We start from the raw sequence: 22,774 nt of genomic DNA on the forward strand, positions 1-22,774 counted from the left end.
CGTTGATCCTCTTTAGGGTTGCCAGGAGCTGTTGTCGCCGCTGAGTTTGCGGTCAAGGAAGGTGGCAGCGCTTACCAAGGCCAAATGGCTAAGCGCTTGAGGGGTATTGCCCAGGTGGCGACCGTTAGGGTCGAACTCCTCGGCATACAACCCCAGCGGGTTGGCGTAGCGCAGCAGTTGTTCAAACTCCAGGTGCGCTTTATCCAGTTGACCTGCGCGCGCCAGGCACTCGACGTACCAAAAGGAACAGGCGGTAAAGGCACCCTCGTCGCCTTTCAGCCCATCGGCACTGTCGTGATTACGGTAGCGGTACACCATGCCGTCGCGTACCAGGTCGCGCTCGATCGCGGCCAGAGTTGCCAGCCAGGCGGGGTCTGTTGCGCCCACAAAGCGGAACAACGGCATTAACAGCATAGAGGCGTCCACTTCGGTGGTGCCCAGGCGCTGCACAAAGTGCCCCGCGTCGGCGTCCCAGAAGTTGTCCCAGATGTCTTTGTGGATGGCCTGCCGGGTGTGATCCCAGCGCGCCAGGGGGCCGGGCAGTGACCGCTTGTACGCCAGACGAATCGCCCGATCCAGAGCGACCCAGCACATCAGCCGGGAATGGAGGAAGTGCTGGGGTTCACCACGCATTTCCCAAATGCCCACATCGGTGGTGTTCCACTCTTCGCACAAGCGGTCAACCAAGGTCTGGCAGTTAACCCAGCCCTCGTGGGAAATCGCCTCGCCGTACTTGTTGGCCAAATACACCGCATCCATCAGTTCGCCATAGATGTCCAGTTGCTTCTGTTCATACGCCTGGTTGCCAATGCGCACCGGGCGCGAGCCCATGTGGCCTGCCAAGTGGCTGAGTTCTTCTTCTGGAAACGACTTCTCACCTTTGATGCCATAGACGATGCGCAGCGGGGAGGGGTCTTTATTGCAGGAACTGACGCGGCTGCGTACCCAGCGCATGAACGCGTTGGCCTCATCATTGAAGCCCAGGCGCATGAAGGCATACACGGTAAAGGACGCGTCACGTATCCAGCAATAACGGTAATCCCAGTTGCGCTCGCCCCCCGGTTGTTCGGGCAAACCGAAGGTGCCAGCCGCCAGAATGCCGCCATGGGTACGGGATGTGAGCAGTTTCAGCACGAGGGCGGAGCGCTCGACGCACTCACGCCAGCGGCCGCGGTAGTTGCTTTTACCCAACCAATGGCGCCAATAGGCGAGGGTTTCGGCTTCAAGCTCTGAGGCCCGCCCTGGGACAACCCTGGAGTCGTCGGCATTGCCAAACACAAACTCTGCGATCTCGCCGGCGACCAGTTCGAATTCTGCATAGGCGGTATTGTCCTCAAGATGCATGGGCATTGAGGCGCCTAGCCGTATAGGCGGCTGGCCGTCGGCTGTGAAGACCACGCTGGCAGCGTCGCTGTGCGCCTGAGTCTGCGCACGGTTGTAGTCGTGGCGCACCCGGCAGCGCATCCGCACCGTAGCCTTGCCGGACCTTGTCGTGACCCGACGCACCAGCAGCGGTGGCAAATCGGGGTCGGCCACCACTGGCATGAAATCCGTCACTTCAACAACGGCATCTCCGCTTAGCCAGCGGGTTTGAAGAATGTTGCTGCCTGGCAGGTAGATTTGCAGCCTGCGAGCATCTGGCAGCCGTGGCGCCAAGTCGAATACGCCGGCCTCGGGCGTATCGAGCAGTGAGGTAAACACCGAGGGGCTGTCGAAGTCCGGCCAGCACAGGTAGTCGATGCTACCGGTGTCGGCGACCAACGCCAGGCCTCGCATGTTACCGATCACGCCGTGCCGCTGAATGGGCACCTGAGCAGGCCTGCGTCGTTCATCCATTGCCACGAAACTCCGGGTAAAGGCTCATGCCACCATCGATGAACAACGTGGTGCCGTGCACGTAGTCCGACAGGTCAGACGCGAGCCAGACGACGGCATTAGCGACGTCTTCCGGATCGCCGACACGGCTATAAGGAATGAGCTTGAGCAATTTTTCGAGGTTGTCGCCGTGGGTGGCTTGCTCATTGATCGGGGTGCGGATCGCGCCAGGTGCGATGCTATTGACGCGTATGTGCTGTTCGCCCACTTCCTGGGCAATGGAACGCATCAGCAAGTCCACGCCGCCTTTTGACGCCGCGTAGTTCACGTGCCCGGCCCACGGGATCAACTGGTGCACCGAACTCATGTGAATGATCTTGCCGTTGGCCTTGGACACCCAGGGCCTTGGGCCTTGCTTGGCGAACTGGCGAAGGGCGGCACGGGCACACAGGAACTGCCCGGTAAGGTTCACGTCGATGACCTTGCGCCAGTCCTCAAGGGTCATGTCGGCGATGGCCGCGTCCCGTTGCAAGCCCGAATTGGCCACCAGAATATCCAGGGCCCCAAAGGCCTCGACGGTTTTAGCGAAGAGTGCCTCCACGGCCTCTTCCTGGCTGACGTCGCCGCCAAGGGCAATGGCTTGGCCGCCCTCTTGGCGAATCTGCTCAACCAGCGCTTGGGCAGGCTCCGGGTGGCTGTTGTAGTTCACCACCACCGAAGCGCCCGCAGCGGCCAGTGCCTTGGCGGCAGCCATGCCAAGGCCCGAACTGGCGCCGGTAACGAGGGCGATTTGCTTGTCCAGCGAGATGTGCATTGCAGGGTGCCTCCAGTGAGCCAGGTTTTATGATGACTGGCCGGCGAGGCCGTGAGTTCAGCGCAAACTTTTACAGGCGTTCTGTTGCCTAATGCATGAACCCGTAGGAGTGATACTCATGCCTCAGCAATCTGAACGCGAAGACCTGAACCATAACCCCGATAACGCCGGCAAGGTGGGCGAAACCCATAAGGACCTCAACGAAAAGGGGGAAGTGTCGCGGCCTATCGATGAGAAAGACCCTGGCAACGACCCGCTGCCCACCCGCTAGGCCTACACGCCGCACTGCGCTAACCAGCGCCGTGGCAGCGCCCACGGCGTTGGCGCCGGTGCTACCCTGCCTTGCGTGTACGGGATAGCGCGGGCTGCGCATCGTCAGTGACCTGCGCCAGGTTTTCCAGGAAGGTGGCCAGCGCGACCTCCTCAAGCTTCAGGCCTTTGCGTTCGCGGGGCTTGGGCAAGGCTGCTAGCTCACCCATCACAAAGCGCTCGAGTACCGCAGGGTGGATATAGCAGCGCCGACACACCGCAGGCGTATTGCCCAACTGACGGGCCACTTGTTTGACCATGTCTACAATGTGCCGCTTGGCATCGGGCTCAGGTTGCCAATGCAGCTCGCGCAACATGGCCAGTGCCAAGGCACTGCCTGCCCAGGTTCGGTAATCCTTGGCGGTAAAGTCGCTGCCGTGCAGTTCGCGCAGGTAATCGTTCACATCGTGAGAGCTGACCACGTGGCGCTCTCCGTTTTCATCCAGAAACTGAAACAGGTGCTGGCCGGGCAGGTCCATGCAGCGTTTGATGATGCGCGCCAGGCGCTTGTCTTTCAGGCTTATCTGATGCTCAACCCCGCTTTTGCCGCGAAATTGAAAGGCAATCGCACTGCCTTTGACGTCCACGTGCTCGTTAAGCAGGGTGGTCAGGCCATACGACTGATTGTCGCGGGCGTACTGAGTGTTGCCCACACGGATCAACGTAGCGTCCAGCAGTGAAATCACCGCTGCCATGACTTTGTTACGGGAGAGCCCTGGCGCGGCCAGGTGCTCTTCAAGCTGGCGGCGCACCTGAGGCAGGCTTTTGCCGAACGCCAGCATGCGCGCATATTTGTTTTCGTCACGCAGCTCACGCCACCGTGGATGGTAGCGGTACTGCTTGCGCCCACGTGCGTCTCGGCCCGTGGCTTGCAGGTGACCACGCGGGTCAGGGCAGATCCAGACATCTTTGTAGGCCGGGGGGATGACCAGCGCGTTAATGCGGTCGATCTCTTCCTGGGCTTTGATGCGCTCACCGTCCGGGGTGAAGTAAGCAAACTTGCCTCTGAGCGTGCGCCGCCGGATGCCAGGCTGGCTGTCATCGACGTAATGAAGGTCAGGGGGCAGGGCGGGTAGGGCGATGTCCGACATGGTTAAAGCGTCCTTCGGGGCCTACAGCATTGACCGCACCGTGCGATGGATTGCTCCCTGACAGAAATCTTCCCCCTTTCCTACAAATAGCTCGGACCGGTCCTACAGACACTTTCTTGGGAAGATCGAATAATCCTCCCCCCGTCAGGCATTAGACGGCCAGCGCCAAGGAGGTGTGAATGTACCGGGCAATGATCGTCGATGATCATCCATTTATCCGCGCAAGCGTAGGGCTGCTGCTGGCACAGGATGGTGTCGCGCTGGTGGCCGAGGCTGATAACGGTCGCCTCGGCCTGCAGGTCGCGCGTGACCTGTTGCCCGACCTTGCCATCGTGGATATCTCCATGCCGCTACTCGATGGGCTCACCGTAATGCAGCGGTTTCGCAGCCTGCAGTTACCTACCAAAGTGCTGGTCCTCAGTTCACTGCCCGCCGAGTTCTACTCGCTGCGCTGCATGAAGGCCGGTGCGTGCGGGTTCGTGGCCAAGAACAACGAGCTGGCTGAGCTGCGCAAGGCGGTGAGGGCGGTGAGGGCGGGGTACAGTTACTTTCCCGACGTCACCTACAGCAGCGTCTGGCGCAAGGATGCACTGCGCACCGAACGCGAATGCCTGGCCACCCTCAGCGACCGAGAAATCCTGGTCCTTCACCACCTCGCCCGGGGGTATACCAACCGCCTGATCGGCGAGCACCTGGCGCTCAGCGCCAAGACTATCAGTAGCTACAAGTTTCGATTGATGGAAAAACTCGGCGTGCCGTCTGTCATTGCCTTGGCCGAAATCGCCAAGAGGCACCAGCTGTGCTAAGGCGGGCAGGCCTACAGGGCCGTTACCTGGTGCTGCTCATTGTGGCCTTGGCCATCACGCTAACCACACCCTGCGCAGCCGCCGAAGGTCCGCAGTTGCGGCCCCGGGTCAGCTTGCCTTCGGAGTGGGCACTACCGCCCTTGAGCGATGCCGACCGTCTGTGGCTACGCCGTCGCGGCCCCTTGCGCGTAGGCGTCACCCGGCCCGATGCGCCGCCTCTGGACATCCTTGGCAATGGCCAACACTACGAAGGCATCAGTGCGGAGTACCTGCGGCTACTGACCGATGCGTTGCAGGTCGAGGTGCAACTCGTGCCGTTCGATGCGCGTGAGGCCGCTCTGCTGGCGCTGAGAGAGGGCGCCGTAGACCTGCTCACCGGCTCCAGTGGTGACGAAACCACCGCGCAGGGTGTGGCCCGAACCTTACCCTATGCCGTAGACCAGCCCGTGCTGGTACGCCGCCTCTCGCCTCAAACCACCTACCGTAACGGCGCAGGGCCACGCGTGGCCGTACAGGCCACTTACGCCAGCGCCAGTACGGTGGCCGTACAGGCCACTTACGCCAGCGCCAGTACGGTGGCCGGGCTGGTGCCGCCTCACCAGGCCATACTCGTACCCTCCCTGCTAACCGGGCTCGCAACAGTAGCGCTGGGCCAGGCGGATGCGTTGTTGGCCGATGCAGCCTCGGTGGCCGCGCAACTTGCTCACAGTCCACTTTATGGCCGCGAGCACGTGCAGTTCCTGCCGCCACGCCCTGAAGGCTTCGCGTTCCTGCTTCGCGCCACCGACGATCGCTTGCTGAACACACTGAACGCACGCCTTGGGCAGGTGCCCCTGCGTTGGCGTGACGAGGTGGCTCAGGCGTGGAGTCGCGGCGCCACCCGGCTGAGCGAAACACCCCTGGTGCCGTTAGGGCCTGTCGAACATCGCTGGCTGGAAACCCACCCCCGCATTCGCGTGGGCTATCTGAGGGAGTTCGTACCCTTCAGTTTTCAGGGTGAGCGGGGCGAGTTTCGCGGGCTGGCTGCCGACCTTCTGGCACGGATTACCCAGCGTACCGGCGTTGGGTTCGAGCCTGTTGTGTTCGAGTCGCAGGCTGCGCTGGTGGCAGCCCTGCAGGCTGGCACGGTCGAGTTGGGGGCGGCTATGGCCAGTGATACTGCCAGCGGCGCGAACCTGCAGCTCAGTCGCGCCTGGCTAAGCGCCGTGCCCGTGCTAATTACGTCGGCCAGCCCAGGCCTGCGTACACCGCTGAGCACCGTAGAGGGTCAGGCCGTAGGCGTACCGGCTACTCTGGGCCTTACGGCTGCACTGGCCCATCAGTGGCCAGGCGTGCGTTGGCACGAGCAAGCCAGCGCACGCCTGGCCTTACAGGCCGTGAGCAGCGGCCAGGCGGCAGGTGCCGTGTTGCCTTACATCCAGGCGCGTGCACTGTTGGCAGGGGAAGCCGCCAGCGGCCTGCACATCAGCGGCGCGCTACCGGTCGCTCCGCCGCGCTATGGGTTCGCGGCGCGTCCAGAGCAGGCGGCGTTGTTGACTATCCTCGACCAGGGCCTGCTCAGCTTTGAGCCCGCAGGCCTCGATGCAATGGCTCATCGCTGGCGTAGTGAAATTCACGTAGAGCCCCGCTGGCCGAGTCAGGCCCGCTGGCTGCTGCCTGCATTTGCACTGGCAGGGGTGATGCTGCTGCTGGCCGTGGCATGGATACGGGCCCTTCGCAGGCAGGTACGCAGGCGCCGCACCGCCGAGCAGGCGCTGACGGACCAGCTGGAATTCATGCGGGTGATGATCGATGGCACCCCGCACCCCGTCTACGTCCGGGACCGCGGCGGCCGCCTCCTCAATTGCAATGCCAGCTACCTGGCCGCCCTTGGGGTCGACCGCACCCAGGTGATCGGCCAGGCAGTAACGCGCATCCCGTTGGTCAGCGAGCAGGCCAAGGAGTATGAAGCGCTGTACCTGGCGGTGGTTGCAGAAGGCCAGGCGATCGTCGAGGACCGTCAGTTGCGGCTGCGTAACGGCCAGCAACTAACGGTGTTCCACTGGATGCTGCCCTACCAGGCCAGTAATGGCAGCATTGGCGGCGTGATCGGCGGCTGGATCGACATCACGGAACGCCAACGGCTTTATGATGCGTTACAAACCGCGAAGGAGGCTGCGGATTCGGCGAACCGCGCAAAAACCCGCTTCCTGGCCACAGCCAGCCATGAAATCCGAACGCCTATGAACGCGGTGCTGGGGATGCTTGAGCTGGCCCTGCGCAAGGCTGAGAAGGGGGAGCTGGACCGGCTGGCGCTCAAAGTAGCCTCGGAATCCGCCAGCGGCCTATTGGAGCTGCTCAACGATATTCTCGACATCAGTCGAATCGAGTCTGGCCACCTCACACTCAACCCCCGGCCTGTAGACATCGATGTTCAGGCCGCGCAAGTGGTGAGGCTATACGAGGTCAAGGCCCGAGAAAAAGGGTTACACCTAAAGCTAAACGCCTGTGCCGGTGTAGGAACGGGCGTCTTACTGGACCCGCTGCGCTTTCAACAGGTGTTGGGTAACCTGCTCAGCAATGCCATCAAGTTCACCCGTGCCGGCAGCGTGACGGTGAGCCTCCACGCTACCCGCGAAGGCCACGAGGTGGCCCTGCGGTTGGTGGTAGAGGACACCGGTATTGGCATTCCCCAGGCAGACCTTCGCCGGCTTTGCCAGCCTTACCAGCAGGCGGATAACCACGGCTTGTCCGGGCGGGTGGGGGCAGGGTTGGGGTTGTCCATCAGCCAGCACCTGTGCCGCATCATGGGTGGCGGCCTTACGCTGGAAAGCCGCGAAGGCGAAGGTAGCCGGGTGCAAGCCTGCCTGCGCTTGCCGATGTGCGAACCGCCGGGCCTGGTACAGGAGGAGGTGCCGGCTGCTGCCCACCAAGTGGCGATGGATGTTCTGGTGGTGGATGACCATGAGCCTAACCGGGTGCTTCTGGCGCAACAGCTGAGCTACCTCGGCCACCGGGTCACGGTTGCCGTGGACGGTGCCCATGGTTTGCGAGAGTGGTGCGGCCGGGGCGGCTTTGACGCGGTGATCTGCGACTGTGAAATGCCAGGCCTGGATGGCTACGACCTGGCCAGGGCCATCCGTCTGGAGGAGCAGCGCAAAGGGCTCTTGCCCTGCCGGTTGCTTGCCTGCACGGCCGATGCCGGGTGCGGCCAACGCGAACGCTCACGCGAGGCCGGGATGGACGACTGCCTGGTCAAGCCGCTGGGCCTTGAGGCGCTCGCCGCAGCACTCGCACCGGCAGCAAACGCCGCCTGCGCGCACGGCGACTCCAGCTCGAACGAGGAGGGCTTGGCACCTCAAGGCGCCGCGGCATTATTGGGCCTGGCTGGGGGCAGCCCTGTTTCTGCCCGCCGATTGCGCGATAGCCTGCAGCAAGCGTTGAGCGTTGACTACACACGCCTGCACGCACTGGCGCCGGGATCTCCGGAGCTGGACGCCGTGGTCCACCGGATCAAAGGGGGCGCACGCATCGTGGGCGCTTTGGGGCTGGTGCAGGCTTGTGAAGCAGTGGAAAGCGGCACGACGCCGGTGGAGGCCCTGCTGGTGGAAATCGAGACCTTGCAGCGGCAGTTGCGTTCAATGCGGTTCAGCTCAACGGCACCAGTCGAGCCTCAGGCCCCTGGGGGGTTAGCGTCAGCAACGCAACCGAAACCGGCAGCGTGAAGCGACGCGGGCCCGCGCTGCCCGGGTTAACGAACAGCACGCCATTGCGGGTCTCGATCAACGGCTTGTGGGAGTGCCCGGTGACCACGACCTGGGTGCCTGCAGGTAACTCGGCAGGCACATCAGGGCGCTCATGGGTGAGGTAAATCACCAGCCCTGCGTGGCGTACCACCAGGTGGTCGGGCAGGTCATCTGCCCATGCCAGGCCGCGGTCGTTATTGCCTCGCACCACGCTCAAGGGGGCGACGCCTCGGAGCGTGTCAAGAATCGCGGGCTTGCCGATGTCCCCGGCGTGGATCAAGTGGTCACACCCCGCAAGGGCGTGCAGCGCTTCTGGGCGAAGCAGCCCGTGGGTGTCGGCTATGAGCCCAATGGTCATCAGTCAGGTCCTGTGCAGCTACCGGGTGCAAGCGTCTTAGGCCGTGGGCGGCAGGGTGCCTAGCAGGGCCACCGCAGCCAAGGCCCCTAGGCCGAACAGCCATTCGAGCGTCAGGGTGGCGCGAAGGTTCTGCTCGGTCGCGGCCCGTGCCTTGGCCCTGTGCCAGGCGGCCAGGCCCAACATGCCCGCCACCGCTATCAGCTTGGCGCACAGTGCCCAGGTGTAAGGGCCCGAACCCGGCAACAGCGTGCCGGTGATAGCCCACAGATTAACCAGCCCGGTAACGCCAATCACGCCTACCAGGGGAAGCCCATAGCGGCCGAACGCCAAAGCCAGGCGCCCTGGGTGCAAGCCCAGGGGCTGCACCGCTACCCAGGCGAGCAGTGCCAACGCCCCCACCCAGCCACCGACTGCCGCCAAGTGAGCCAGTTGGTTCAGCGCCAGGAGCACGCCAGCGTCGCCGCTGAGCATGGCGGTATGGCCAACGGGGGCGAGCGTTGCGAGGGCCAGGGTGGCCAACGCTAAGGCAGGCAACGGCGACCGCTGCCCTGGCAGCCGCCACCACACCAACTGCACCAGGCAAATCACCACATGGGCCCCCCATACCCGGCCGAAGGCGGTGTCGAATAACACCGTGCGCAGGGTGTCGGGTTGAACGCCGGTACGCCAATCCCCAGCCATGTTGCCGCTTACGGCCACCAGCCAGCCCACGGCCGACAGAAACGCCAGCAGCGCCACCAGGCAGAGTACCGGGTCCATGCGCCGGCGCAGCGCCGGTAATTGCGGGGCGTCTTTGAGCAGCAAGGGTCGAAAGAAGCTGACACCGAACAGGCTCAGCACGGCGAAATAGTGCAGAAAGCGAAATACGACCAGGGCAGTCATGGCAGCGGGGTGTTCCGAGGGTAAAAGGGCCGTCGGCGAGGCCGACAGGGGGGCGCTACTCTACCAGCCCCGGCCGCCACGGCCAACGCACCCCCGCGTAACGCAGGCCGGGCCACGCAGGCCGGGCCACGCTGGCTTACACCTTGAAGTGCCCAACCATCTCGTTCAGCTCCACCGCCAGCCTGGACAGCTCATGGCTGGCCGCGGAGGTTTGGTTGGCACCCGCCGCCGACTGCAAGGACAGGTCACGGATGTTGATGAGGTTACGGTCCACCTCTCGGGCCACTTGCGCTTGCTCTTCAGCAGCGCTGGCGATCACCAGGTTGCGCTCGGAAATTTCCCCAATGCCCCGGCTGATTTCTTCCAGGGCGCTACCCGCACTGCGAGCCGCTTCCAGGGTGTGCTGGGCGCGTTCGCTGCTGGTTTGCATAGACGCCACGGCCTGGCCACTGCCGTGCTGAATGCCGCTGACCATGACTTCGATTTCTTGAGTGGAAGCTTGTGTGCGGTGGGCGAGGGCGCGCACCTCATCGGCCACCACGGCAAAACCACGGCCTGCTTCACCCGCACGCGCTGCCTCGATAGCGGCGTTAAGGGCCAGCAGGTTGGTCTGTTCGGCGATGGCCCGGATCACGTCCAGCACCTTGCCAATCTCCTGGGTACGCGTAGCCAACTCGCGCAATTGCGTGGAGGTGGCACTCACGTCGGTATTCATTTGCTCAATGGCGAGCACGGTCTGGCTAACACGCTGCTGCCCTTCGGCTGCCGCGCTGGTGGACTGCTGCGAGGCGTTGGAGGTGGACACCGCGTTGCTTGCCACCTCTTCCACGGCTGCGGTCATTTCATTGACGGCGGTGGCGGCCTGCTCGATCTCGTCGTTCTGCCGCTGCAGGCCTCGTGAGCCTTCCTCGGTCACCGCATTGAGCTCTTCAGCGGCAGACGCCAGCTGAGTCGCCGAACCACTGATACGCGACAAGGTGCTGCGCAGGTTGTCTTGCATCAGCGCCAGGGCCGTTTGCAGGCGGGTGACTTCATCACGCCCTTGAGGCTCGATGCGCTGAGTGAGGTCGCCTGCCGCTACTTTTTCCGCCAGGCCCACCGCGACCTGGAGTGGTCGAACGATGCTACGGGTAAGCACCATGGCCAATATCACGGTGAGCACGAAGGCTGCGGCCAATAGCAACCACACCCACATCCGAGCATTTTCGTATTTGGCGTGAGCCAGCTTCACCGCCTCATCACCGCCACGCCCGTTGAGCTCGGTCATACGGGCTAAAACGGGGGTGATTTTATCGGAGAAACCCTTCAGGTCCGCCGCGATCAACGGTGCCAGTGCATCCTCGCGACCGGCCACCGAGGCTTGGCGCAGCCGAGCCAGCGCCTCGACATACCCGCTGTGCAGTTGCTTGAGTTCGCTATAGGCCTGGGTTTCCTCACCGGGGTTTACCAAGTTCGCATACTGATCGACCAACTGCTGGCCCTGGGTCGTGAGCTCGCCCAACCGCGTGTCGGACTTTGCCACGTCCTCCTTGGCCCGGTTAACCAGCACAAAGTAGGACATGGTGCGGTAGCGGCCAATGATGTCGGTCATCTGGCCAAGGGTGCGCGTGGAGGCAAGGTAGTTTTCACTCAGTTCCTGTGTGTTGTCGCTGAGCTGGGCCATTTGCCGCAGGCAGAACACGCCTACTATCGCCATCAACAGGGCAATGCTGGCGAAGCCTAAGGCGGATCGAGGGGCAATGCCCAGTTGACGTAGCAACATGCGCGGATACTCATGAGAGGGTATGTCGCGCTATCGGCAGCATTGCGCCGAGCTGTAGGCCCGGCGGGTTAATGTTTAATCAGCCTTGCCCACGCTGTGACTACTAAACGGCCGAAGCGCTGATTTTTTCAATTTTTTTCAACGCCAGGAGTAGAGGCAAAACGTCACGGACCGTTAACTCGCTCAGGTGCTTAACTTGTTCGAGTGATTCCGCGGCTTTAGCCCGAAGCTTATCAATGGTAGCCTGCCTGGCCTGTTGTTGATCCGGATGCTTTAAAGCCTGTGGGGTAGAGTTCTCCTCAGCAACTTTCAAGAGCGCGTTAATTATGTTTGAAATTTCGGGTAAGTGGTCCGTTTTTGGTAGCTTGCCAAAGCCATATTTGAATAGGCAGTCGATTAAATCCAAGGTGGTCTGAGCATCGTGCGTGCTCGGATTTTCGAGCGAGTCGTATAGTTTTTGGAGAGGTTTTATATTTGGCGCGCCAGGCGTTTTTAGTACGTCCATATGCGTGTTGAATTGAGCGAGAACAGCCTGTTTATCCAGGGCGGTAGTCGTCTGCTTATTGGGTCCGCTAGCACTCGGTCCGAACAAGTGGTCAAGCAATATCTCAAGGTCTTGGGTGTTGTTTGTACCTTTGCTAAAGGCCGTCCATGCCTTGCGTATATCTTCAGGAACCTTGTTCAGATCCCTATGCAGCATGTTATTTATCTGAGCGCCAGTGCGGGAAAGTGCCAGTTTATCCTGCGTTGCCAAGTGGCTGCTTACAACGTTTAGGACATCGGCGTTGGCATCTTTCCACGCGCCTGTCAACAATCGGGGAGCGCTGCCTGGGGTAGCCTGCTGGGCCGAGCCGTTTGTTAGGCGGGCGGCTGTGAGCCCCTGGAACGAATTAGCCCTAGGCCTGGCGGGAGGCGCATCTGGCCGTGTAGTTGGGGGAGGCGCTGACTGCGAACGTGCGCGCGGAGCCTGAAGGGGGGCGGTAGTAGGCTCTTCGGCCGTTGACAAGGGCATGCTGGGAATGCTGTTGGATCGATTGACAGAGGTCATTAAAACGCACCTGGCGAGTGAATAGACTCGCTGAGTGGCCCCTGACTTGTAGAGGGTTCCATCAGGTGCTTAGTTAGCAACCAACAACTAGCTTTTACCCCCTTACGTATCAGCCCAACTGCTGCGCCTTCACCGACTGCATGAACGCCTGCATGGCGGAGCTTTGGAGGCGGTGCCTGCGGGTAATCAGCCCATAGGGCGGCAAGCGCGCCTCGAAGGTAATGGGCAGTACCGCTAGCAGGTGCCGGCCGGGGTAGTCCTCCACTACTGACAAGGGGGTTACACCGATCATGTCGGTCTGCTGCACCAACGACAGCAGGGTCATGATGGAGGTGGTTTCCACGATGCTGTTGGGAATGTCCACCCGGGCATCGTGGAACACCTGATTGATGATCGCGCGCATGGGGCTGGGGTGTTGTTGCAGTACCCAGGTTTCCTGTTGCAAGGCCGCCCAGCTTAGGTCTTGGGTATGGGCCAGCGGGTTTTGCGCCCCAGCGATCACGCATAGCGCTTCTTCGCCCAGGCTGTCGAACAACAGCTCTTCGGCCCGAGCGCCGGCCGGGATACGCCCCAACACCACATCCAGTTGTTCCTGTAGCAGCGCTTGCACCAGCACGTCGCTGGTGTCCACCTGGATGCTCATCGACAGCCTCGGGTGGCTCTGCTTGAGGTTAGCGATGGTGCGGGTCAACAGCCCGGAGGCGAGCGCCGGAATGGCCCCGACGGCCACCCGGCCCAGGTTGCCGGACTCGAGTGCGACCAGCTCTTCGCGCATGCCGGTCAACTCCGCGAACACCATACGCGCGTAGTAGATAACGGTTTCGCCAAAGGGGGTAGGGCGCATGCCCCGGGGCAAGCGCTCGAACAGCTCTACCTTGAGCACGTCTTCGGCTTCATGAAGCATTTTGGTGGCAGCGGGTTGGGTCATGCCAATGTGATCGGCGGCGCGGCGCAGCGAACCCAGTTCCTGCAGGGCCAGCATCAGCCGCAACTGCCGTAGGCGGAGGCGGCCGTGTATCACGCTGGCAGGCGGTATTCGGGTCATCAGCTCGGCCTCCGGAAAAGAATGCGACGAGCCTGCCAAGAACCGCCACCCATTACCAGCGCGGGTTGCCATTTACACCACCTTGGGCTTGGCGTTGCGCTGCCCGCGTCGGTTGAGCAACGCCGCCAGCCCGCCCGAGATCAGCGGCCAGAACAGCATCAGCAGCGCTGCCGTAGTGAGGCTGCCCACCAGCGGGTTGCTCCAGAAGATGCCCATCTGGCCATCGGAGAACAGCATGGACTGGCGGAACGCGTCCTCGGCCTTATCCCCCAACACCGCTGCCAACACGAGGGGTGCAATGGGGTAGCCCAGTTTTTTGAACAGGTAGCCCAGGGCGCCGAAGGCCAGCATCAGGCCTACGTCGAACATGGAGTTGTGAACCGAGTAGGCACCAATGGCGCAGACCATCACGATGATCGGGGCAATGATGCTAAACGGAATACGCAGGATGGACGCAAACAGCGGCACGGTGGCCAGCACTACCAGCAGGCTGACCACGTTGCCCAGGTACATGCTGGCGATCAAGCCCCACACGAAGTCGTGCTGCTCGGTAAACAACGTAGGCCCAGGGTGCAGCCCCCAGATCATCAGCCCGCCCAGCATGACCGCTGCGGTGGCAGAGCCGGGTATGCCCAACGTCAGCATAGGCAGCAAGGCGCTGGTGCCTGCCGCGTGGTCAGCGGTCTCTGGGGCGATTACGCCTTCGATTTCACCTTTGCCGAAGTGATCGCGGCGCTTGGAGAATCGCCGGGCGAGGCTGTAGCTCATGAAGGACGCCGCCGTGGGCCCGCCTGGGGTGATGCCCATCCAGCACCCCACCAGGGTGCTGCGCACCAGGGTGACCCAATAGCGCGGCAGCTTGGCCCAGGTACGCAGGATGACCATAGGGGTAATGCGGGCGTGTTCGCCTCGGAACACCAGGCCTTCTTCCACGGTGCAGAGGATTTCACCAATGCCGAACAACCCAATGACCGCCACCTCGAAGCTGATACCTGTCATCAGCACCGGCTGGTCGAACGTCAGCCGCAGGTTGCCCGACACCGTGTCCATGCCCACGGCAGCCATTGCAAAGCCGATCATCATGGCCACCAGGGTTTTAAGCGGCGGGTTCTTGCTCATCCCAATGAAGGTGCAGAACGCCAACAGGTACACCGCGAAAAACTCCGGCGAGCTGAACGTCATGGCGAATTCAGCGATACGGGTGGACAAGAAGGTCAACAACAGCACCCCCGCCAGCGCGCCGATCAGCGCAGAGGAGAAGGCGGCGGTCAGGGCTTCGGCGGCGCGGCCTTCACGAGCCATGGGGTAACCATCGAAGGTGGTCGCCACTGAGGAAGGCTCACCGGGAATGTTGAACAGGATCGAGGTGATGGACCCGCCAAACAGTGCGCCCCAGTACATGCACGAGAGCAGGATGATTGCCGACACCGGTGACAGCGTGAAGGTAATGGGCAGCAGCAACGCCACCCCGTTTGGCGCACCCAGCCCCGGTAGCACGCCCACCAGAATGCCGAGCAATACACCCACCACCATCAGGCCGATGTGCCCAGGGGTAAGGATCAGGTTCATGCCCTGGAGCAACGAATCGAATTCCGTCATTTCAGTGCCCTCTCGGCCATGGCTATCAGCTCACGCAGGGGCCCCGCCTGCAGCGGCACCTTGAACCATAGATCGAAGATTAGGTAGCTGGCGGTCACCGCGCCCACGGACACCAGGGCAATCATCCACAGGCCATAGGGTGTTTCACGCACCTTGTCACGCCACATGAACCAGGCGATAAACGCCATCGAGGCCAGGTAGAGCCCTATAAACGGCATGGCGGCGATGAACAGGGCGATGGGCACGAACACCGACACCACCTGCCTGAAGGCACCACGGCTGACAAAGCTCACCGCCAATGGCTGCCACCGCCACAGGGTGAGCGCCGCGTTGGCCACGCTGGCCACGGCCAACAGCAGGCCGATATAAAACGGGAAATACCCAGGGTCCGGGCCTGAGCTGCCCCAGCCAATGCCTTGCTCGGCCGAGCCATACATCACCACGGCGCCAATGCCGGTCGTGAAGAGCGCCAGGCCCAGCTCTACCCAGCGAGTGCCCACCAGGGCCATTTCGGCCACTGCCTTGTCCATACACACCTCCCGCAATGGGCTGCCCGGCGTGTGCGCGCCGGCAGCCATAGGAATCAGTTACGCAGCCAACCCGCTTGCGTGAACACCGGGGTGACGCGGGTGATGTCCTTCTGGATGTAGGCGGTGAGGGCGTCTCCCTCAAGGAAGGTAGGCACTAAGGCGTTTTGCGTGACGTAGGCTTTGTATTCAGGGGTTTGCGTCACCTGGCGCATCAGCTCGGTGTAGAAAGCCCGCTGCTCCGGCGTGACCTGACCCGGCATGAAGACGGTGCGCGGGAAACGATACTGGTCCACGCCCAGGCCCGCCTCATGGCAGGTGGGCACGTCAGCCCAGGCCTTGTCGCCCGCTACTTTGTCGGTGTAGGCCATCCGCGCCTGGCTGAAGACGCACAGCGGCTGGACCTGGCCCCCTCGCCACTGGCTGATGCTTTCGGCGGGGTTATTCACGTTGGCGGCGATGTGTTTGCCCGCCAGTTGCGTGGCGGCTTCGCTGCCGCTTTTGAAGGGGATGTACACCAGCTTGGTGTCGTTGGTCTGGTTGAGTAGCAGGGTCAGGGTCTGGTCTACGTCTTTGGACTGGCTGCCGCCCATGCGCAGGGCCGAGGGGTCGGCTTTGGCGGCTTGGTAGAAGCCTCTAGCGTCCTGCCAGGGGGCGTCTTTATAGGTCCAGAGAATGAAGTCATCTTCGGCCACGGCCGCAACGGGCGTCAGCTCCTGCCAGTCATAGCCCAGCTTGGACACCAGAGGCAGCAGGTAAATGTTATTGGTGGCGATGACCAGCTTGTCGGCATCGCCTTTGGACACCTTCATGTCCAGAAACGCCTCGGCCCCGTTACCGCCGCCTTTGTTCAGCACCACGGTGTTCACGTCCAACAGTTTGTGGGTACTGATAATGGACTGGATCAGCCGGCCCAGTTGGTCGGTACCGCCGCCAGGGCCGCCCGCGACCACGATTTCCAGGTTCTTGTCCGGCTGCCAGGCCGCCAGTGCCAGGGTGGGCAGCGCGGCGACGGCCAATAGGGTAGTACCGGCTAGCAGGCGGCCAGCGTGGCGCAAGGAAGGGATTCGCATGGGTGTCCTCATTGTTGTAGTTATGTGAGGGCGCTGGTTGAACCAGCCCTGCGGCCGAGTGTGGGAAAGTTGCTATGCCACGTCCACTCAAAACATCGCATATAGCGATAGCCTGAGGTTATCGCTACCGGCCGCAGTGGCCGAACGCTGCGTTGCCGGGGCACGGGCTGTTACCAATAACCATGGGGTATCGGTCTATCACCAGGTTTGATTGGACGGTTATCGCTCAGGCTTCGATAGTGCGCATCACGGCAGGGCACAAACGCCACGCCGATCATAAAAACAACAATGCAGAGGACCCTCCATGGCCAGGCTTGATGGCACTGCCCAGGTACCCAGTGCGGCACACGCTCAACCGATGCCCCTGGCCAGCAGCACTACAGGCCGTGCCCATACAGGCCGTGCCACTTCCGTGCGTTGGCGCATCTTCGCCATTGTCTTCTTACTGACCATGGTCAACCTCATTGACCGGGTGTCGCTGTCTATCGCCATGCCTACCATCGCTAAGGAGTTCAGCCTTTCGCCTGCGATGCAGGGGTTGATCCTGAGCAGCTTCTTCTGGGCCTATGCACTGTTACAAATTCCCGGCGGTTGGTTGATCGACCGCTTTGGGCCACGCCGGGTGATTACCTGGTCCACAGGCTTGTGGGGCGCATTCCAGGTGGTGGCAGGGTTAGCCACCGGGGGCATTTCGCTGCTATTTGCGCGGATGTTCCTCGGCGCTGCGGAAGCGCCTTTGTTTCCGTCAGGTGGCAAGTTGATTTCCCTCTGGATGGCACCCAACGAGCGTAGCCGGGGCGCTGTGATGATGGACAGCGGCAGCCCGCTGGGCGTGGCGCTGGGTGGCTTGATCATCGCGTGGCTGATTGTGTCCCTGGACTCGTGGCGCACCGCCTTCGTGGTCGCCGGTATCGCGACCCTGGCCTTGGGCCTGGTGTCCTGGCGTTACTTGCGCGATGACCCGGCGCAGCATCCGCAGGTCAACGGCGCCGAACTTGACAAGATCAATGCCGGGCGCGAAACACCTGCGGCGGCGGCTGCCCGGGCGAAGGTCAAGGGCCTTGGCATTGCCCGGCGTTCGCTCAGCGGCCTGCTGGTGGGACGTGCCACCTGGGCGATGGTGTATTTCGGGCTGCTCACCTGGGGCCCCAGCTACCTGGCGCAGGCGAGGGGCTTCGATATCAAGGGTATCGGTTTCGCCACCTTCGTGATTTTCATCTGCGGCTCGGTGGGCTCGCTGACCGGTGGCTTTTTATGTGATGGGTTGATTCGCAAGGGCGTGCGCCGGGGGTTGGCGGTCAAAGGCTTGCTGGCGTTCTCTGGCATCATCGCACTGGGCGCGTTGCTGCTGTTGCCGCGCCTTTCCGATCCGGTTGCCGCCGTGGGCGTGCTCGCGGTCACGGCGTTCTTCCTGATGTGGGGCAGCCTGTACTGGAGCTTCCCGGCGCTGTTGGCGGCTCCCGCACGGGTGGGCCTGATCGGTGGGGTGATGAACCTGGCCGGGAGTATTGGCGGGATCTTCGTGCCCATCCTGGTGGGGCTGATCGTGCAATTCTTTGGCGGCTTCGGCGCGGTGCTGGGGTTTTTCGCCCTGTGCGCAGCGCTGTTCGTACTGGCCACACTGCTGATCAGTTTGGACGGCACCCCGTTGGATAGCACGCCAGGAGCCGATCATGTCTGAGTGCTGGAGCGGGCCGGTGGTCGATGCCCACCATCATTTCTGGGACCCTCGCGTGAACCTGCACCCCTGGTTGGCGGAAGGTGCAAACATTCCGTTCCGCTATGGGGACTACTCAGCCCTCAAACGGCGCTACCTGCCGCCTGAGTACCTGGCAGACGTAGGCACACACCAGGTGGTGCAAAGCGTCTACGTGGAAACCGAATGGGACCCGACCGACCCGGTGGGCGAAACCCGCTATATCCATCAGGTTGCGGCGCAGTACGGATTCCCCAATGCAGTGGTCGCTCAAGCCTGGCTCGATGCCCCGGACGCCCAGGCCCTGTTGGCGGAGCAGGCAGGCTTTGCCCTGGTGCGCAGCGTTCGGCACAAGCCGGGCGGGCCGAGCACGCCAGTGGAGGTAGGCCGCGAGCACAGCCTGATGAGCACCGAGCCGTGGCGGCGTGGTTATGCCTGCCTGGAAGCATTAGGGCTGCACTTCGACCTGCAGACGCCTTGGTGGAACCTCGCCGAAGCCGGCCGGCTGGCCCGAGACTTCCCCAACACCACGCTGATTCTCAACCACGCCGGCCTGCCTTCGGACCGCAGCAAGGCGGGCTTGGCCGGGTGGCGCCAGGCGATGGCCCAGTTTGCCGAGCACCCTAATGTGAGGGTGAAAATCTCAGGCCTTGGCCAACGGGGTAGCGCCTGGCAGGCCGCGGCCAATGCCTGGATCGTGCGCAGCGTAATCGCCTTGTTTGGCAGCGAGCGGGTGATGTTTGGCAGCAACTTCCCCGTGGACAGCCTGTGCGGCACCTTCGACGACATTTATAGCGGCTTCAAACAGATTGTCCGCGACCTGCCCCAGCTAGAGCAGGCGCGGCTTTTTTACAGCAACGCCCAGCGCATTTACCGGTGCGAGCCGGCGGCTGTGGCGCAGTCAGTGGACACAAGGAGCAAGGCATGAACGCAAGTAAAATCGCTATGGTGCTGGGCGACCCGGCCGGCATAGGCCCGGAACTGGTCGCGCGGCTATTGGCCGAGCCTGAGGTGCGCCAGCAGGCCAGGGTGCTGTTGATCGGGGACGAAGCCGAGGCCCAGCGTGGCATGGACATCGCCGGCCTGCGCTTCCCCTACAAGGTGATCGAGACCCTGGACGGGCTGAGCTTCGAGGATGATGTCCCGCTGTTGTACAACCCCTGGGGCAGCGCCGAAGCTGAGTTCGTGCGCGCTCAGGCCAGCGCAGTGGGTGGCCAGTACAGCCTGCAGACGCTGAAGGTGGCGGTTGAGCTGACGGCGGCGAAGACCACCAACGCCGTGCTCTTTGGCCCGCTCAATAAAACCTCTCTGCACATGGCCGGCATGGCCCATAACGACGAACTGCATTGGTTCGCAGAGCTGTTGGGGTTCGACGGGGCGTTCTGTGAATTCAACGTGCTGGATAACCTCTGGACCTCCCGTGTGACCTCCCACGTGGCCCTGGCCGAGGTGCCCGGTCTGCTCAGCCAGCAGCGGGTGGTAGAAGCGATTCGCCTGATCGACACGGCCCTCAAGCGTAACGGGCTGGCCGCGCCGCGTATCGGGGTGTGCGGCCTGAACCCGCACAATGGCGACAACGGCTCCTTCGGCCGGGAAGAGCTGGACATCATCGGCCCAGCGGTAAAAACCGCCCAGGCCCAGGGCATGCAGGCCGAAGGGCCATACCCGGCAGACACGATCTTTTTGAAGGTGCAGGGTGACGCCCGCGCCTTCGATGCCGTGGTGACCATGTACCACGACCAGGGCCAGATCGCGATAAAGCTCATGGGCTTTTCCCGTGGCGTGACGGTGCAGGGCGGCTTGCCCATTCCCATTACCACGCCCGCCCACGGCACGGCCTTCGACATCGCCGGGCAAGGCAAAGCGAATGTCGGTGCCATGCGCCAAGCCTTTGAAATTGCCTGCCGCATGGGCCAGAGCAACCTTTAACCGTCAGTGCATTGGCAAGGAAACCCTCATGAAAATAACAGCGATCCGTACCCGTGTGTTCGAGTGGAAAGGCAAGGTGGTGCCCCCTCAGGCGCACTTTTGCACCAATGCCAGCGACATCCTGTTCGAGCGCGGCGACGCCATGGGTTCGTTCCGCTTCCACGGCTGGCTGGTAGTGGAGGTCGAGACTGACAATGGGCTGGTAGGCATTGGTAACTGTGCGCTAGCCCCGCGCATCGCCAAGCAGATCATCGATACCTACCTGGCCCCTATTGCCATTGGCGAAGACCCCTTCGACAACGAGTACATCTGGCAAAAGATGTACCGCCAAAGCCACGCCTGGGGCCGCAAAGGCATTGGCATGGCGGCTATCTCGGCCATCGACATTGCCGTGTGGGACCTGATGGGCAAGGCCGTCAACAAACCGGTATTCAAGCTGCTGGGCGGGCGCACCAAGGAGAAAATCTGGACCTACGCCTCCAAGCTGTACGCCAATGACAACCTGGACCTGTTCCTTGAAGAAGCCCAGGGTTATCTGAACCAGGGCTTTACTGCGCTGAAGATGCGCTTTGGCTATGGCCCCAAGGACGGGCCGGCGGGGATGCGCAAGAACATCGAGCAGGTGCGTGCCCTGCGTAACCTGGCAGGGCCAGACGTGGACATCATGCTCGAATGCTACATGGGCTGGACGCTGGAGTACGCCCGGCGCATGTTGCCCAAGCTGGCGGAGTTCGAGCCGCGCTGGCTGGAAGAGCCGGTGATTGCCGACGACCTGGAAGGCTACGTGGAGCTTAAGAAAATGGGCCTCATGCCCCTCTCGGGTGGTGAGCACGAGTTTACGTCTTACGGCTTCAAGGACTTGCTCGAGCGCCGGGCGGTGGACGTGATTCAGTACGACACCAACCGGGTGGGCGGCATTACTGCGGCGCGCAAGATCAACGCCATGGCCGAAGCCTGGTCAGTGCCAGTCATCCCTCACGCCGGGCAGATGCACAACTACCACCTGACCATGGCCAGCACCGCGTCGCCCATGGCCGAGTTCTTCCCCGTATTCGACGTGGAGGTAGGTAACGAGCTGTTCTATTACGTGTTCAAGGGCGAGCCGCAACCGGTGAACGGCTACCTGCAACTGGACGACAACCTCCCTGGCCTGGGCCTTGAGGTGTCCGATGAATACCTGAGCGAGTTCAATATCATTGAATAGGCTGCGGCTTAACCTGAGGGGAGGGGCGTCATGCGCCTGATTCAATTCGAAAGCCCAGCCGGGCGGCGCCAGGTGGGTGTTGTGGACGGCGAGCAGGTGCAGGTGGTGCGCGTGACGCTGTCTACTCGGCAATTGGCCCTGGTGGCCATCGCCGCCGGGCGCAGCCTTGCCGAAGAAGTTGCCCTGCGCGGCACTGATCCAGGCCCTGACTACGCGCAGCTACTGGCCGCAGGGCAGGTACTGCCGCCGCTGGACCATGAAGACCCGGCGCACTGCCTGGTAAGCGGCACGGGGCTTACGCACCTGGGCAGTGCCGCGGCCAGGGACACGATGCACCAGCAGGGCCAGCAGGCTGAAGCGGCCATGACTGACACCCTGAAGATGTTCACGTGGGGGGTGGAGGGCGGCAAGCCTGAACCAGGGCAGGTGGGCGCGCAACCGGAGTGGTTTTATAAGGGCGACGGCAGCATCGTGGTGCGCCCAGGCGGCCACTTCCCGGTGCCCCGCTTCGCTGAAGATGCCGGGGAGGAGCCTGAGCTTACAGGGCTGTATGTGATCGGTGACGATGGCAAGCCTTACCGCTTGGGCTATGCGGTGGGCAATGAGTTTTCCGATCATGTAATGGAACGCCGCAATTACCTGTACCTGGCTCATTCCAAACTCAGGTACTGCGCTTATGGGCCGGAGCTGCGGGTAGGGCCTCTGCCCGAGCACCTGGAAGGCACCAGCCGTATCACGCGAGGCGGCGAGACGTTATGGGAGCAGCCGTTTCTTAGTGGCGAAGGCAACATGTGCCACAGCCTGGCCAACCTTGAATACCACCACTTCAAGTACGCCCAGTTTCTGAGGCCCGGGGATGTGCACATCCATTACTTCGGCACCGCCACCTTGTCCTTTGCCGACGGTGTAAAGACTCAGCCAGGTGACCGCTTTCATATCAGCCTGGAAGGGTTCGGGGCGCCCTTGGAAAACGAGGTAGGGGAAGGGGCCAGGGTGCTGGAGAGCGGGGCGGTGAAAGGGCTCTGACGTTAGTGTTTTGCGACCGGCGTTACCTTGGTGGTAAAGCCGGTCGCCGGGAAGCCGGTCGCCGG

The 22,774-nt window shown here is 62.4% G+C and carries 19 protein-coding genes; 8 read left to right on the forward strand and 11 right to left on the reverse strand.

Annotated elements, in window-relative coordinates; all coding sequences use genetic code 11:
• Positions 1–12 precede the first annotated feature (12 nt).
• Complete coding sequence (locus AC4LE2_RS09800) at positions 13–1,836, reverse strand: glycoside hydrolase family 15 protein (RefSeq protein ID WP_491825569.1); 1,824 nt, start codon at positions 1,834–1,836, stop codon at positions 13–15.
• Complete coding sequence (locus tag AC4LE2_RS09805) at positions 1,829–2,629, reverse strand: SDR family oxidoreductase (protein ID WP_491825570.1); 801 nt, start codon at positions 2,627–2,629, stop codon at positions 1,829–1,831. Before AC4LE2_RS09805 ends, AC4LE2_RS09800 begins: the two co-directional genes overlap by 8 nt.
• Before the next feature lie 118 nt (positions 2,630–2,747).
• Between AC4LE2_RS09805 and AC4LE2_RS09810 the strand changes: the two genes are divergently transcribed.
• Entirely contained in the window at positions 2,748–2,900 is a 153-nt protein-coding gene (locus AC4LE2_RS09810; protein ID WP_491825571.1) for a hypothetical protein, read from the forward strand.
• A 61-nt stretch (positions 2,901–2,961) separates the two neighbouring features.
• On the opposite strand, the gene AC4LE2_RS09815 is transcribed toward AC4LE2_RS09810, so the two are convergent.
• The gene (locus AC4LE2_RS09815; RefSeq protein WP_491825572.1) at positions 2,962–4,029 is read right to left on the reverse strand and encodes a DNA topoisomerase IB; all 1,068 of its coding nucleotides are present in this window, start codon (positions 4,027–4,029) and stop codon (positions 2,962–2,964) included.
• A 179-nt stretch (positions 4,030–4,208) separates the two neighbouring features.
• Between AC4LE2_RS09815 and AC4LE2_RS09820 the strand changes: the two genes are divergently transcribed.
• Entirely contained in the window at positions 4,209–4,835 is a 627-nt protein-coding gene (locus tag AC4LE2_RS09820) for a response regulator (RefSeq protein ID WP_491825573.1), read from the forward strand.
• Positions 4,829–8,539, forward strand: a complete 3,711-nt coding sequence (locus AC4LE2_RS09825) for an ATP-binding protein (RefSeq protein ID WP_491825574.1) — start codon at positions 4,829–4,831, stop codon at positions 8,537–8,539. The genes AC4LE2_RS09820 and AC4LE2_RS09825 overlap by 7 nt, the downstream gene beginning before the upstream one ends.
• On the opposite strand, the gene AC4LE2_RS09830 is transcribed toward AC4LE2_RS09825, so the two are convergent.
• The 8 genes from AC4LE2_RS09830 to AC4LE2_RS09865 all read right to left on the reverse strand — a co-directional run bounded on the left by AC4LE2_RS09830 (position 8,463) and on the right by AC4LE2_RS09865 (position 16,854).
• Positions 8,463–8,918: a metallophosphoesterase family protein gene (locus AC4LE2_RS09830; RefSeq protein ID WP_491825575.1), complete on the reverse strand. Its 456-nt coding sequence runs from the start codon at positions 8,916–8,918 to the stop codon at positions 8,463–8,465. The two genes, AC4LE2_RS09825 and AC4LE2_RS09830, sit on opposite strands and share 77 nt — an antisense overlap.
• 36 nt (positions 8,919–8,954) lie before the next feature.
• Positions 8,955–9,800 carry a CopD family protein gene (locus tag AC4LE2_RS09835; protein WP_491825576.1) on the reverse strand — a complete coding sequence of 282 codons (846 nt, stop codon included), beginning with the start codon at positions 9,798–9,800 and terminating at the stop codon, positions 8,955–8,957.
• Between the two features lie 136 nt (positions 9,801–9,936).
• Positions 9,937–11,562 carry a methyl-accepting chemotaxis protein gene (locus AC4LE2_RS09840; protein WP_491825577.1) on the reverse strand — a complete coding sequence of 542 codons (1,626 nt, stop codon included), beginning with the start codon at positions 11,560–11,562 and terminating at the stop codon, positions 9,937–9,939.
• A 103-nt stretch (positions 11,563–11,665) separates the two neighbouring features.
• Complete coding sequence (locus AC4LE2_RS09845; RefSeq protein ID WP_491825578.1) at positions 11,666–12,316, reverse strand: hypothetical protein; 651 nt, start codon at positions 12,314–12,316, stop codon at positions 11,666–11,668.
• 403 nt (positions 12,317–12,719) lie between these two features.
• Positions 12,720–13,655 (reverse strand): LysR family transcriptional regulator, encoded by a 936-nt coding sequence (locus AC4LE2_RS09850; protein WP_491828106.1) that lies wholly within the window; start codon positions 13,653–13,655, stop codon positions 12,720–12,722.
• A gap of 72 nt (positions 13,656–13,727) precedes the next feature.
• Positions 13,728–15,254 carry a tripartite tricarboxylate transporter permease gene (locus tag AC4LE2_RS09855; RefSeq protein WP_491825579.1) on the reverse strand — a complete coding sequence of 509 codons (1,527 nt, stop codon included), beginning with the start codon at positions 15,252–15,254 and terminating at the stop codon, positions 13,728–13,730.
• Entirely contained in the window at positions 15,251–15,784 is a 534-nt protein-coding gene (locus AC4LE2_RS09860) for a tripartite tricarboxylate transporter TctB family protein (RefSeq protein ID WP_491825580.1), read from the reverse strand. Before AC4LE2_RS09860 ends, AC4LE2_RS09855 begins: the two co-directional genes overlap by 4 nt.
• 53 nt (positions 15,785–15,837) lie before the next feature.
• Positions 15,838–16,854, reverse strand: coding sequence for a tripartite tricarboxylate transporter substrate binding protein (locus AC4LE2_RS09865; protein ID WP_491825581.1), 1,017 nt, complete (start codon positions 16,852–16,854; stop codon positions 15,838–15,840).
• Between the two features lie 304 nt (positions 16,855–17,158).
• Here AC4LE2_RS09865 and AC4LE2_RS09870 point away from each other — a divergent pair, with 304 nt between their 5' ends.
• From AC4LE2_RS09870 to araD1, 5 genes are read left to right on the forward strand one after another with little or no spacing between them, the layout of a single operon-like run.
• A complete protein-coding gene (locus tag AC4LE2_RS09870) occupies positions 17,159–18,535 on the forward strand; it encodes an MFS transporter (protein WP_491825582.1) in 1,377 nt (458 codons plus the stop codon).
• On the forward strand, positions 18,528–19,478 hold the full coding sequence (locus AC4LE2_RS09875) for an amidohydrolase family protein (RefSeq protein WP_491825583.1): 951 nt from the start codon (positions 18,528–18,530) through the stop codon (positions 19,476–19,478). The genes AC4LE2_RS09870 and AC4LE2_RS09875 overlap by 8 nt, the downstream gene beginning before the upstream one ends.
• Positions 19,475–20,479, forward strand: a complete 1,005-nt coding sequence (locus AC4LE2_RS09880) for a 4-hydroxythreonine-4-phosphate dehydrogenase PdxA (protein WP_491825584.1) — start codon at positions 19,475–19,477, stop codon at positions 20,477–20,479. The genes AC4LE2_RS09875 and AC4LE2_RS09880 overlap by 4 nt, the downstream gene beginning before the upstream one ends.
• 28 nt (positions 20,480–20,507) lie before the next feature.
• The gene (locus AC4LE2_RS09885) at positions 20,508–21,683 is read left to right on the forward strand and encodes an L-rhamnonate dehydratase (protein ID WP_491825585.1); all 1,176 of its coding nucleotides are present in this window, start codon (positions 20,508–20,510) and stop codon (positions 21,681–21,683) included.
• 30 nt (positions 21,684–21,713) lie between these two features.
• Positions 21,714–22,709: an AraD1 family protein gene (gene araD1 / locus AC4LE2_RS09890; protein ID WP_491825586.1), complete on the forward strand. Its 996-nt coding sequence runs from the start codon at positions 21,714–21,716 to the stop codon at positions 22,707–22,709.
• Positions 22,710–22,774 lie beyond the last annotated feature (65 nt).

This window comes from Pseudomonas sp. 9.3L (assembly GCF_058536285.1).